This window comes from Anaerobacillus sp. ABA4_114 (assembly GCF_056159065.1).
The window spans coordinates 2,197,104-2,209,555 of record NZ_JBSWUM010000001.1 but is presented as its reverse complement, the minus strand read 5'-3'; the positions used below and the strand labels follow the sequence as shown (position 1 = coordinate 2,209,555).

Below are 12,452 nucleotides of genomic sequence, written 5' to 3'. Positions count from 1 at the left end.
AGAAAGGTGAGGAAAATGGGGAAGATCGTTCAACTTGATGATCAGCTTTCAAATAAAATAGCAGCAGGTGAGGTTGTCGAAAGACCAGCCTCAGTTGTGAAAGAGCTTGTAGAGAACGCGATCGATGCGGAAAGCAGTGAAATCAGGATCGAAATCGAAGAAGGCGGTCTCTCCAAGATCCGAATCGTGGATAACGGAACGGGCATGGACGAAGAGGATTGTAAACTTGCATTTTTTAGACATGCTACGAGCAAGATTCGAAATGAGCGAGATTTGTTTCAGATTGAAACGTTAGGGTTTCGAGGAGAAGCACTTCCAAGTATCGCGGCAGTTTCTCATCTCGAGTTAAAGACCTCGACAGGTGAGCGTGCTGGCACATATGTGAAGATCGAAGCAGGAGAAGTAACCGAATTTAAGGCGACAGATAGTCGGAAAGGGACTGAACTGACGATTTCAGGTCTTTTTTACAATACACCCGCTCGATTGAAGCATATGAAGACTGTGCACACAGAGCTTGCGAACGTTGCAGATGTTGTAAACAGACAGGCCATGGCTCATCCAGAGATCGCCTTCAGGTTCTTTCATAATGGTAAAAAACTGTTGTCTACAAATGGCAGTGGAGAGTTGTTACAAGTCATCGCAGCGATCTATGGCTACAATACTGCTAGAAAAATGCTTCCGTTACAAACAGAAACGATTGATTTTAACGTGACGGGGTATGTTGCAAAGCCAGAACTAACGCGCGCTTCACGGCAGTACATCTCTCTCGTCATCAACGGCCGTTATATTAAGAACTATCCGATTACGAAAGGTATTCAGCAGGGCTACCATACGCTGCTTCCAATCGGGAGGTATCCGATCGTCGTGCTTCATATCAAGATGAATCCAACGTTGATCGATGTGAACGTGCACCCATCGAAATTAGAAGCGCGTATTAGTAAAGAACAAGAGCTCGCGAAAGCGATTGAAGACGCAATCACTGCAATATTCAAGAAAACGGAGCTTATACCAGAACAAAAACCATTGAAGCAGAAAGAAAAGGAGAGCGAGCAGCCGGCTTTTCACTTTCAGCATGAAAAACAGGACGTTCCTGAAAAGCGTCCGATTGAAGAAGCGACTCCTTCACCTCAAAAAGTTACGACTGAAGAGGCTAACGATTCGTTTGTAGAACCTTTTAGTGTAAAAGAAGAGCTGTCACTATCAAACTATGAGTCGCCCGTAAAGACTATGGAAACAAGCAAAGTCGATGAGTTAGAACGTGCAATCGACTACGTTAAGGAGAAGAGTGAGGAAACACGTATTCCTCCGCTTTATCCAATCGGACAAATGCATGGGACATACATTCTCGCTCAAAACGAGAACGGCCTCTATATCATCGACCAGCACGCTGCTCAAGAGAGAATCAAATATGAGTTTTACCGTGAGAAGGTCGGCGAGATCGATCCGGAAGTACAAGAACTCCTCGTACCGATCACGCTTGAATATACGACTTCAGAAAGTGCGATCATCGATAGCCGAATTGAAGATCTTCAGAGTGTTGGGGTGTTTTTAGAATCATTTGGTCGCAACAGCTATCTCGTCAGCTCTCATCCTGTATGGTTTCCAAGCGGAGCAGAGCAGGAGACGATCGAAGAACTCGTTCAAGAAGTGATCGACAATCGCTCGATCGATGTGAAAAAGCTAAGAGAAGAAGCAGCGATCATGATGTCTTGTAAGAAGTCAATCAAAGCGAATCGTCACTTACGAGATGATGAAGTGTTCACACTTCTTGAGACGCTTCGAAAGGCGATCGATCCGTATACGTGTCCTCACGGAAGACCGATCATCATTCATTACTCCACCTATGAGATGGAAAAAATGTTTAAGCGAGTGATGTAACGTCGAAAATGAGAACAAACTCAGTGGAAAGAACGTGAATAGGTTATGACTAACGATCAAAAATTAGTAACGGTTTTAGGTCCTACTGCAGTGGGCAAAACAAAAACAAGCATCGAGTTAGCGAAAGCGTTGAACGGAGAAGTGATCAGCGGTGACTCGATGCAAATATACAGAGGGATGGATATAGGGACGGCCAAAGTAACGGAGTCAGAAATGGAAGGCATCCCTCATCATCTGATTGATATAAAAGAGCCAACAGAAAACTTCTCAGTGGCAGAATTTCAAGAACTCGCGACAAATCTTGTTCGTGAAATTAATGAAAGAGGGAAAGTTCCGATCATCGCTGGCGGAACGGGTCTCTATGTGAAAGCTGTTACGCATCAATATTCGTTTTCTGAAGTGAAAGAAGATGAAGCGTATAGGAGAAAGCTAGAGCGGATTGCAAACGAGGAAGGTCCAGTTGCATTCCACTCGAGGTTGAAAGATATCGATCCGAAGAGTTATGAGTCGATTCATCCGAACAACATTCGGCGAGTAATTCGGGCGCTAGAAGTCCATCATGTAACGGGAAAGCCAGTTTCCGCCTCGAAAGATTCTCAACCTGAGCACTCGCCTTATCATCTTGTTAATGTTGGGTTGACGATGGATAGAGACACACTTTATCACAGAATCAACAAGAGGGTAGATCTAATGATGGAAGAGGGGCTATTGGAAGAAGCGCGCACCCTTTACGATCAAGGCGTGAGGAACTGTCAATCGATCCAAGCGATCGGTTATAAGGAAATCTATCGATACATTGAAGGAAAGGTATCCTACGAGGATGCGGTCGATGAACTAAAGCAAAACTCAAGAAGGTACGCCAAGCGTCAGCTAACATGGTTTCGACATCAGATGGACATCGACTGGTTTGATATGACGGAGAATAGAGAAGAAAAAATACGAAAAATATTACACTCTGTTGCAGGAAAGTTAGCAGATAACTAGAACTGTACATATTGAATGCCTTTAGAGAAAAAGAGGAGGACTGAATATGAAGCAACAGATTAACATCCAGGATCAATTTCTGAACCAGCTGCGCAAAGATAATGTTTTTGTAACAGTGTACCTACTGAACGGATTCCAACTAAAGGGGACGATCAAAGGATTCGATAACTTTACGATCATTCTTGAGTCCGATGGGAAGCAGCAGCTGATTTATAAACACGCGATTTCTACTTTCGCTCCTCAGCGTACAGTTGAAATAAATTTTGATTCTGAAAAGTAATACCGGTCCCTCGTTCTAGGTAGGACGAGGGACTTCTTCATGAGAGCTAAGATGGTTGATGAGTTTCAAGATAATCGAAGTATCTCTTGAGAGTTAACTCTGATTTCAGTCCAAACTTACTCCGTAGATGTTCGATCGAAGCATCCTGTTCAATCGCTTTGATCACACACGTCCTTCGCATATGCTGAGCCGAAACCCCTTTTCGAATACCTGCTCGCTGAACTTCTAAGCGGATCATCTTTTGCACGGCGATTTCTGTCAGTCGTTTTGGACGATCCACTTCATAACTCCATCGGTACGTTTGACGTTGAAAATCAAATGCGACGAATAAAGGGTCATCACTTTTTAATCGAGGACGAACAGGAGCAGGTATCGTTTGGTAGTAACTGAATAAGATTTTCTTATGTTCTGGATCGAGCTTGATCGTCCTGTTACCTGAAGCTGAATTGACTTCTAATTCGTTCTGTTCGAAAGATACGTGCTTCATGGATAACTTGCAGAGCTCTTGTAAGCTTAGGCCGTAATTAAGAAACAAACGTGCGATGATAAGGTTCCGATCGATTAGGAACTCACGTGCTTTTAATTGGTTTTCAGTTAAATCAGCAAGAGAAACGATTGTTTCTAACAACCGCTCGCTTTCGCTTTCCCCCACAAAATCTTCTTCCTTAAATCCACTTTCTTCATTCGTGGGGAGGACAACTTCTTTCATAGGATTGTTCTTTGTCCGATTTAATGACATATAATAACGGTATACTTGATTCAATACTGTCATGATTCGTTTGAGAGTTCGCTCAGAATAATGACGTTCTAAATGTAAGTAACGAATGTATGATTGTAGCTGTTCTGTCGATAGCTCACTAAAGTTTTGAAATTCAACTTTTCGATGAAATGTTTTGAGCCAGGTTGTAAAGTCGACAAGGTCATACCGATAACGCCGGATGGTTGACGCCCGGCGTCCCTTTCTTTCAAGGGAGGTAAGGTACTCCTCTAGAAAATCAGGTAGCGGTTGCTCAAATAGTTCCATTGCGTTACCCCTTTCTTTTTTCCATTATAACAAACAACGTGAAATGAATTACATGATTTTGGTTTTTTTGGGAATGCTAACAATACTAAACAATAAAGGAGCGGTTGCAATGGCCTTTTTTTCAAAACAGCAACAAGAACCAATTCCTGAAGTTGACACTGATGTGTGGTCATGTTCCAGTGGGGACTGTTCTGGTTGGATGAGAGCAGATTATTCCTTCTCAGACACACCTTCATGTCCGTTATGTGGCGGTGAGATGGCGAGTGAAGTACGTAACCTCCCTGAGATTAAGTAAACGGAGGCTGTGATATGAATAAACTGATCGAAAAATTAGTTGATAAAGCGCTCAGCATTACGAAAGCTGAAGGGAAGGGGAAACACGTCATCCCTCAGCAGCGGTTCTCTACCGTCTTCAAAGACCTTTCTGGCGTAAAGTCTGAAGAATTTTCATACCTTGGAATAGGGTTCAAGAGGTATACGTATAAGGACGATGACGTTTTTGTGAGGCAGCTCGAACATGATAACGGGAATGTGCTCGAGTTAGACATCACAGAAAACGATCGCTATCTCCATCATTACAGATCGTTCGAAAAGGACTCGGCTGACCAAAAAGTAACCATACCAGAGAAGTTTGTGGATCGTATGATACAAGGGAAAACACTCGAATAGAGTGTTTTTCTTTTGGGCATTTGTCACGCTTTTTGGGCGGGTGCGTATACTATCGTGTCAGAATAAAACGAGGTGAGCATCTTGCAGCAATCCATCACTCAGCGAAAAAGTCAGATTAATATTGTTTTGCACCATGCTGAAGAGAAATTGGAAGCAGCTGACTCTGCGCTTGCTGAAGCAGCGAGAAAGCATATTCCTCTTGAACGGATTCAAAAAGAAATGGAACAGTTGATCGGGTTAAAAGAAGTGAAGCACCTGTTAAAAGAAGTATATGCATGGTTATTCGTTAACCAGTGCCGTCAAGAAAATGGTTTGAAACAAAATCCTCAGGCCCTTCACATGATGTTCAAAGGGAATCCCGGAACAGGAAAGACGACAGTAGCAAGGTTACTAGGTACCCTTTTCTTAGAAATGAACGTCCTATCGAAAGGTCATTTGATCGAAGTGGAAAGAGCGGATCTTGTTGGTGAATATATCGGACACACCGCGCAGAAAACAAGAGAGCTCGTTAAAAAGGCGAAGGGAGGCATTCTTTTTATCGATGAGGCTTATTCCCTTGCACGTGGTGGCGAGAAAGACTTTGGGAAAGAAGCGATCGATACATTGGTGAAAGCGATGGAAGATAACCATGAGGACTTTATTTTAATTCTTGCCGGTTATTCTGAAGAAATGGATAACTTCCTATCTCTCAATCCGGGGCTGCCATCGCGTTTTCCACTTGTGATCGACTTTCCGGACTATTCGAATGATGAATTGTTAGAAATCGCCAGAAAGATGGTAACGGAGCGTCAGTATCGTTTTTCTAAGGAAGCAGAATGGAAGTTGAAAAAGTCATTCATCATGAAGAGAATCGATGAGACAGGGGCTTTTAGTAACGGTAGATTCGTTCGTAATATTATCGAGAAAGCCATTCGAAAGCAGGCTGTTCGGCTCCTCGGAGCGGAAGTGATCGATCGGACGTCACTCGAGCTAATCCTGCCAGAAGACATCCCTATAGAAGATTAAAGGGCCATCTGGTATGATGAGAGCAGACTGATAAGTAAAGGCAGGGAACGTACTGTTGAAAAAAGACCGAATTGAAGTAGCTGAACCGGCAATCTTGATCGGCTGTCAGCTTCCAGATCAAACAGATGAGCAGTTTGCCTATTCGATGGATGAACTTGCTGCATTAACAGAAACGGCTGGCGGAGTAGTGTTAGAAACGCTTTCTCAGAAAAGAGAGCGCATCCATCCCGCAACCTATATCGGGAAAGGAAAAGTAGAAGAATTGTCTCACCTGATCGACGAGAACGAAGCTGGCGTCATTATTTTTAATAGTGAACTTTCACCAAGTCAGCTTCGTAATCTTTCAGAACAGCTTGAAGCGAAAGTGATCGATCGAACGCAGCTTATTCTGGATATATTCGCTCAAAGAGCAAGATCGAGAGAAGGGATGCTGCAAGTGGAGCTCGCACAGCTGCAATACATGCTGCCTCGACTTGCTGGTCAGGGATCTTCTTTATCTCGACTCGGTGGTGGAATTGGGACAAGAGGACCAGGTGAAACGAAGTTAGAAACCGATCGCCGATACATTCGAAACCGGATCTCTGACCTTAAGAAGCAGCTAGACAATACTGTGAAGCATCGAGAGCAATACAGGCTTCGCAGAAAGCGTAATGAGACCCTTCAAGTTGCACTTGTCGGATACACGAACGCTGGAAAGTCAACTATCTTTAACGGACTGACCAAGGCTGACTCTTATGAAGAAGATAAGTTATTTGCTACTCTCGATCCTATGACAAGACAGCTAAAACTGCCGAATGGATACAACGTACTGCTTACAGACACGGTAGGATTTATTCAAGACCTCCCTACGACGCTAGTTGCTTCCTTTAAATCGACGCTGGAAGAAGCAAAGGAAGCAGATTTGATCCTACATGTGATCGATGCATCTCATCCAGATCGGGAGCGTCATGAAGAAATCGTTCTGAATCTACTGAAGGAGCTCGACGCTTCTCATATCCCTGTTCTCACCGTGTTCAACAAGATCGATCGCGCAGAACCTGGTGTAAGAAGCAGCATGAACGAGCAGATCCATATCTCAGCTAAGAAAAAAGAAGATCTAAGTAAACTGAACGAGACACTTCAAAGTCAAGTGTTAAAGCAAATGGAGTACTATTCGATCTCGCTAAAGGCAGATCAAGGAGATAAGCTCGCATTCCTTCAGAGAAATACGATTCTCATCGAGCGAAAGTGGGATGAAGATCATAAGCATTACCGGTGCAAAGGCTACACCCCAGCGCACCTCTATCAACGTATCGCTACAGAATGGAACAACGATTAGGAGAAGAAACGATGTTTAATCACTTTACACACCAAGAGAAATTGAAACAGCTATCAACTGAAGCAGAAGAAAGAATTTACCCAATACTGAAAGAAATCGATCAACGTGTTGAAAGCAATCAATACCGCGTACTTGAAGCCTTCCATAACAATAAGATCAGCGACTACCACTTCACTCCATCAACTGGCTATGGTTATGATGATGATGGGAGAGACACACTCGAGAAACTTTACGGTGATGTCTTTGGAGCAGAAGCAGGACTTGTTAGACCTCAGATCGTTTCTGGTACGCATGCAATATCGACAGCCTTGTTTGGGGTATTACGTCCTCAAGACGAGCTTCTTTATATTACAGGAGCACCTTATGACACGCTTGAAGAAATTGTCGGTACAAGAGGAGAAGGTCACGGATCTTTAAAAGACTTCCATATCGACTATCAAGCTATCCCATTAAAGAATGATGCGATCGACTACGAAGCTGTTAAAGCTGCGATTACAGAACAAACGAAAATGATCGGTATCCAACGTTCAAAAGGATATGCGAACCGCCCTTCATTCACGATCGATGAAATCAGTGAGATGATTTCATTTGTTAAATCGATCAAAGAAGATGTGATCGTATTTGTTGATAACTGCTACGGAGAATTCGTTGAAGAACGTGAACCTTGTCATGTCGGAGCAGATTTAATGGCGGGTTCATTGATTAAAAATCCAGGTGCAGGAATCGTGAAAACCGGTGGATACATAGTCGGAAGGGAAGACTTAATCGAACTTTGTGGTTACCGATTAACTTCGCCTGGTATTGGTAGAGAGGTCGGAGCGTCGCTGTATTCGCTCCAGGAAATGTACCAGGGGCTATTCCTTGCTCCTCATACTGTAGGACAAGCAGTAAAAGGAGCCGTTTATAGCTCTGCGCTGCTAGAATCCGCAGGCTTCAATACGAGCCCTTCTTGGGATAGTAAACGAACGGATCTGATTCAATCTGTTCAGTTTAACGACCGAGAGCGGATGGTGTCGTTCTGCCAGGCGATTCAAGCAGCATCACCAGTAAACGCGCACGTCCGTCCAGAGCCTGCTTATATGCCAGGATATGAAGATGACGTCATCATGGCTGCAGGAACATTTATTCAAGGAGCTAGCCTCGAACTGTCTGCCGACGGACCATTAAGAGCACCTTATGTGGCGTATGTTCAAGGTGGATTAACATATGAACATGTGAAAATTAGTGTATTGAGAGCAGTTGATGACCTTCTAACAAAAGGTCTCGTATCGATCAGCTAAAGCAGGGGAAATCCCCTGCTTTTTATTCGTCCTAAAAGTATGTTAGATAATCTAACATACTCTGTCACGACGACAAACGGTCTAGTGTATAGTATAGTATAAGTGAGAAAGGGATCGGCAATTGGGAATGTTCTATGAATTCAGAAATATTTTGTTTCCGTTGTCTGTAAAACACAGGTTTGGTTATCCCAATTTCTAAACTTTTTATTTCTAAGGAGGATTTAATTTACATGGCTAGCAAATACACAGCAGATGATATCAAGCGCCTCGCAAGTGAGGAAAATGTTAAATTTATTCGCTTACAATTTACAGATCTACTAGGAATTATCAAAAACGTTGAGATCCCAGTCGATCAGCTTGAAAAAGCTCTTGATAATAAAATGATGTTCGATGGTTCTTCTATCGAAGGGTTCGTACGTATCGAGGAATCGGACATGTACCTTTATCCTGATCTAGATACTTGGGTCGTTTTCCCTTGGTCATCTGAAAAAGGAAGAGTTGCACGTTTGATCTGTGACATCTATAGCCCTGACGGCACTCCTTTCGACGGCGATCCACGTTCCGTTCTAAAGCGTGTACTTAAAGAGATGGAAGAGCTTGGATTCTCTGACTTCAATATCGGACCTGAGCCAGAATTCTTCCTTTTCAAAATGGATGAAAACGGTGAGCCTACGCTCGAACTAAACGATAAAGGTGGCTATTTTGACCTTGCACCTACAGACCTTGGTGAAAACTGCCGTCGTGACATCGTGCTTGAGCTTGAAGACATGGGCTTTGAGATCGAAGCGTCTCACCACGAAGTTGCACCTGGTCAGCACGAAATTGATTTCAAATACGCAGATGCAATCACAACGTGTGACAACATTCAAACGTTTAAATTGGCTGTAAAGACGATCGCTCGTCAGCACGGACTACATGCAACGTTCATGCCTAAGCCACTATTCGGCGTTAACGGTTCCGGAATGCATGCGAACATGTCATTATTCAAAGATGGAAAGAACGCATTCTACGATCCGAACGACGAAATTGGCCTAAGTGAAACAGCGCGTCAATTCATCGCTGGTACGATGAAGCACGCAGAAGCATTCACAGCGATCACAAACCCTACGGTCAACTCTTACAAGCGTCTTGTTCCAGGATACGAAGCACCTTGTTACGTTGCATGGTCTCTTCGTAACCGTAGCCCACTTATCCGAGTTCCTGCATCTCGCGGAATCAGCACGCGTATCGAAGTTCGAAGCGTTGATCCATCAGCGAACCCGTACTTAGCGATGGCAGCACTACTTGCAGCTGGTCTTGACGGTATCAAGAACAACATGACGCCTCCAGCTCCAACAGAGCGTAACATCTACGTGATGGACAAAGATGAGCGTGTAGCAGAAGGCATCACTGATCTTCCTGCAACGCTACACGATGCACTTGAATTGCTTAAGAAGGATGAAGTCATGATGAACGCTCTTGGTGAGCACGCTTCTGAACACTTCATCGAAGCGAAAGAAATCGAGTGGGATATGTTCCGTACGCAAGTTCACCCTTGGGAACGCGAACAGTATATGACGACTTATTAATAAATTCTTTAAGCTCCTAACCACCACAGGTGGTTAGGAGCTTCTTCTATGGGGTGTTGATTAGCGTTCAATCAAAAGATTAGGTAAACTAGTAAATGGACATTGAATTTAAAGGAGGGAAAGAGAGTGAGAAAAGTAGTCGTGTACATAGCAACGAGTCTAGATGGATACATTGCAACGAACGATGATTCGTTAGACTGGCTGTTCCGAGGAGAGATTGAAGGAGATGCTGGCTATTCTGAGTTCCTTGAGAGTGTGGATACCGTATTGATCGGTAGAAGAACGTATGACTGGGTGATGGATCAGGAAAAAGGGAACTATCCTTACAAGGGCATTGAAAGTTATGTATTTACAAAGAGAGCGCAGGAAAATACGGAGCATGTATCGTTTATTAACGAAGATATTTCAACATTCACACGTGAGCTGAAAAAACAAGAAGGCAAGACGATTTGGCTAGTCGGTGGTGGAGAGATTATCCATACTTTGATGCGAGAAAAACTAGTGGATGGGTTTATTATTTCCATCGCTCCTTCTCTTATTGGAAAAGGGATACCACTGTTCAAGGAATCTGACATCGAGCAAGATTTGTTATTAACAGCCGTTAAGCAATATGGTCAGTTTGCACAGCTACATTATGAAGTGAAATAAAAAGCTACAGGACCTCCTGTAGCTTTTTATTATACTTAACATTTTATGGAACTTAACTAGAGGTTAGTGTAGAATTAAACTATCTGAAAATTTAAAATTAAAAAGGGGGCTAGCTATGAATTTTTATCTAGAAGATCCAAACTTATCATCTGTATTGGAGCAGTACTTAGAACCCAACTTTTATAAATGGGCTGAGAAAGAGTTACACGAGTTTGGAGAACGTTGTGGGACCGAGATTGATGAACGTGCAGTACATACAGATCGAGAAGGCCAGCCAAGGCTCATTAAGTACGATAAGATGGGCAACGATATATCTGAAGTGTGGGTGAACGAAGGGTACAAGAAAACGGTTAGAGAGACGTATAATCGTGGCATCGTAGCGTACGTACATAAAGAGATTCCGGACCTCGGTACGAAAGGGAACTATCTTTATTCGTTCGCGCAAGGCTACCTTTTGTCACAGTCAGAACCAGGGTTTTATTGTCCGGTCACATTAACGATGGCGACTGCGTATCTTCTCGATCACTACGGAGATGAAGCGCTCAAGAAGAAATACCTGCCACATGTCCTTTCTACTGGTGATGTCGAGTTATATGAAGGAGCGACATTTTTAACGGAACGGCAGGGAGGATCTGATGTAGGTGCGAACGAAACGAAAGCCATTAATGAAGGAGGTCATTATAGGCTTTACGGAGAAAAATACTTCGCTAGTAATGCAGGTACGTGTGGTATAGCGATGGTACTTGCTAGACTCGAAGGTGCCCCAGAGGGAACGAAGGGATTAAGCCTCTTTCTTGTTCCGTGGAGAAAAGAAGATGGTAAAGTGAATGACTTAAGTATAAGGCGGCTGAAAGATAAGCTAGGCGTGAGAGCAGTCCCTTCAGCTGAAGTAGTATTTGAAGGGTCGAAAGGCTTTCTAGTTGGAGATGCGAGCAGGGGATTCTATTATATGATGGAAGCGTTGAACCTCTCAAGGCTTTGCAATGCGATCGCCTCAGTAGGAATCATGCAGCGGTCTTTTCTTGAAGCAAAGGAGTATGCGTACAGGCGTGAAGCGTTTAGAAAGCAGTTAAAAGATTTTCCGATGATAAAAGAAAGTTTAGTAAAGTTAAAGGTGAAACAAGAGGTTGAACTCAGCAGCGTTTTTTCTGCAATCTCGCTATTTGACGGTGTGATGGATAAACAATCACATGTGACGACAGAGGACGAAGCCTTAAATCGGTTGCTCATCGCTCTTGTGAAAAAAGAATCCGCAGAGCAAGCAGTTCGATTCGCGCACGAAGCGATTGAAATGCACGGTGGGAACGGGTACATAGAAGACTTCGTCACACCAAGACTATTACGAGACGCTCAAGTATTAACGGTTTGGGAAGGAACAGCGAATATTCTTGGTTTAGAGGTGCTTAGGCTGATCAAAAAGCACAATGTCCATCGGATGTTTATTGATAAAATGAAGCATGAGTTAGAGAAAATTCCACAAGAAGCAGGTAGAAAAGAACTTGTTTACGGTGGTATTTCAGTACTAGAGAAGAAATTGGCACAATTGGAGAAGATGGATGAAGCACGACAGACTCTCCACTGTAAACGTATTACTAACTTAATGACGTCTATCTATGAAAGTGTGATTTCGTTAAGAGATGCCGCGGCAGGCGGGATGAGAAAGCGTGCGATAGCGGAACTTTTTTTACGAGACACGTGGGGTAAAGATGAGTTTGAGCTTAGTGATCAAACCTTAACGTATTATGAAATGATTATTGAACATAAAGAAAGCGTGAAGACTTAGTGAACGATAAACGTT

Annotated in this window: 12 protein-coding genes; 11 read left to right on the top strand and 1 reads right to left on the bottom strand. The window is 43.3% G+C overall.

Annotated elements, in window-relative coordinates:
• The first annotated feature begins 15 nt into the window (after nucleotides 1-15).
• The 3 genes from mutL to hfq are packed head-to-tail and all read left to right on the top strand — an operon-like array spanning nucleotide 16 to nucleotide 3,142.
• Entirely contained in the window at nucleotides 16-1,878 is a 1,863-nt protein-coding gene (gene mutL, locus ACXAEY_RS11200) for a DNA mismatch repair endonuclease MutL (protein WP_474812053.1), read from the top strand.
• Between the two features lie 45 nt (nucleotides 1,879-1,923).
• Nucleotides 1,924-2,862 carry a tRNA (adenosine(37)-N6)-dimethylallyltransferase MiaA gene (gene miaA, locus ACXAEY_RS11195; protein WP_474812052.1) on the top strand — a complete coding sequence of 313 codons (939 nt, stop codon included), beginning with the start codon at nucleotides 1,924-1,926 and terminating at the stop codon, nucleotides 2,860-2,862.
• A 46-nt stretch (nucleotides 2,863-2,908) separates the two neighbouring features.
• Nucleotides 2,909-3,142: an RNA chaperone Hfq gene (hfq, locus tag ACXAEY_RS11190; protein ID WP_224882269.1), complete on the top strand. Its 234-nt coding sequence runs from the start codon at nucleotides 2,909-2,911 to the stop codon at nucleotides 3,140-3,142.
• 46 nt (nucleotides 3,143-3,188) lie between these two features.
• Here hfq and ACXAEY_RS11185 read toward each other — a convergent pair whose 3' ends face one another.
• Nucleotides 3,189-4,166: a tyrosine-type recombinase/integrase gene (locus ACXAEY_RS11185; protein ID WP_270181916.1), complete on the bottom strand. Its 978-nt coding sequence runs from the start codon at nucleotides 4,164-4,166 to the stop codon at nucleotides 3,189-3,191.
• 109 nt (nucleotides 4,167-4,275) lie between these two features.
• Here ACXAEY_RS11185 and ACXAEY_RS11180 point away from each other — a divergent pair, with 109 nt between their 5' ends.
• The 8 genes from ACXAEY_RS11180 (at nucleotide 4,276) to ACXAEY_RS11145 (ending at nucleotide 12,437) form a co-directional block, all read left to right on the top strand.
• Nucleotides 4,276-4,461 (top strand): cold-shock protein, encoded by a 186-nt coding sequence (locus tag ACXAEY_RS11180; protein ID WP_270181917.1) that lies wholly within the window; start codon nucleotides 4,276-4,278, stop codon nucleotides 4,459-4,461.
• Between the two features lie 14 nt (nucleotides 4,462-4,475).
• Nucleotides 4,476-4,835: a hypothetical protein gene (locus tag ACXAEY_RS11175; protein WP_474812048.1), complete on the top strand. Its 360-nt coding sequence runs from the start codon at nucleotides 4,476-4,478 to the stop codon at nucleotides 4,833-4,835.
• Between the two features lie 78 nt (nucleotides 4,836-4,913).
• On the top strand, nucleotides 4,914-5,840 hold the full coding sequence (spoVK, locus tag ACXAEY_RS11170; protein WP_270182068.1) for a stage V sporulation protein K: 927 nt from the start codon (nucleotides 4,914-4,916) through the stop codon (nucleotides 5,838-5,840).
• A gap of 55 nt (nucleotides 5,841-5,895) precedes the next feature.
• Entirely contained in the window at nucleotides 5,896-7,158 is a 1,263-nt protein-coding gene (gene hflX, locus ACXAEY_RS11165; RefSeq protein WP_474812046.1) for a GTPase HflX, read from the top strand.
• An 11-nt stretch (nucleotides 7,159-7,169) separates the two neighbouring features.
• Nucleotides 7,170-8,438 carry a methionine gamma-lyase family protein gene (locus tag ACXAEY_RS11160; RefSeq protein WP_474812044.1) on the top strand — a complete coding sequence of 423 codons (1,269 nt, stop codon included), beginning with the start codon at nucleotides 7,170-7,172 and terminating at the stop codon, nucleotides 8,436-8,438.
• Nucleotides 8,439-8,668: 230 nt separating this feature from the next.
• On the top strand, nucleotides 8,669-10,006 hold the full coding sequence (glnA, locus tag ACXAEY_RS11155) for a type I glutamate--ammonia ligase (protein ID WP_270181921.1): 1,338 nt from the start codon (nucleotides 8,669-8,671) through the stop codon (nucleotides 10,004-10,006).
• Between the two features lie 126 nt (nucleotides 10,007-10,132).
• Complete coding sequence (locus ACXAEY_RS11150; protein ID WP_474812042.1) at nucleotides 10,133-10,654, top strand: dihydrofolate reductase family protein; 522 nt, start codon at nucleotides 10,133-10,135, stop codon at nucleotides 10,652-10,654.
• A 115-nt stretch (nucleotides 10,655-10,769) separates the two neighbouring features.
• Entirely contained in the window at nucleotides 10,770-12,437 is a 1,668-nt protein-coding gene (locus ACXAEY_RS11145; protein WP_474812040.1) for an acyl-CoA dehydrogenase family protein, read from the top strand.
• Nucleotides 12,438-12,452 lie beyond the last annotated feature (15 nt).

Excerpts from the sequence above, each read along its gene's own strand:
- ACXAEY_RS11185 (WP_270181916.1), bottom strand. The coding sequence starts at position 4,166 with ATGGAACTATTTGAGCAACCGCTACCTGATTTTCTAGAGGAGTACCTT.
- hfq (WP_224882269.1), top strand. The coding sequence starts at position 2,909 with ATGAAGCAACAGATTAACATCCAGGATCAATTTCTGAACCAGCTGCGC.
- ACXAEY_RS11145 (WP_474812040.1), top strand. The coding sequence starts at position 10,770 with ATGAATTTTTATCTAGAAGATCCAAACTTATCATCTGTATTGGAGCAG.
- ACXAEY_RS11180 (WP_270181917.1), top strand. The coding sequence starts at position 4,276 with ATGGCCTTTTTTTCAAAACAGCAACAAGAACCAATTCCTGAAGTTGAC.
- ACXAEY_RS11160 (WP_474812044.1), top strand. The coding sequence starts at position 7,170 with ATGTTTAATCACTTTACACACCAAGAGAAATTGAAACAGCTATCAACT.
- miaA (WP_474812052.1), top strand. The coding sequence starts at position 1,924 with ATGACTAACGATCAAAAATTAGTAACGGTTTTAGGTCCTACTGCAGTG.
- mutL (WP_474812053.1), top strand. The coding sequence starts at position 16 with ATGGGGAAGATCGTTCAACTTGATGATCAGCTTTCAAATAAAATAGCA.
- ACXAEY_RS11175 (WP_474812048.1), top strand. The coding sequence starts at position 4,476 with ATGAATAAACTGATCGAAAAATTAGTTGATAAAGCGCTCAGCATTACG.
- glnA (WP_270181921.1), top strand. The coding sequence starts at position 8,669 with ATGGCTAGCAAATACACAGCAGATGATATCAAGCGCCTCGCAAGTGAG.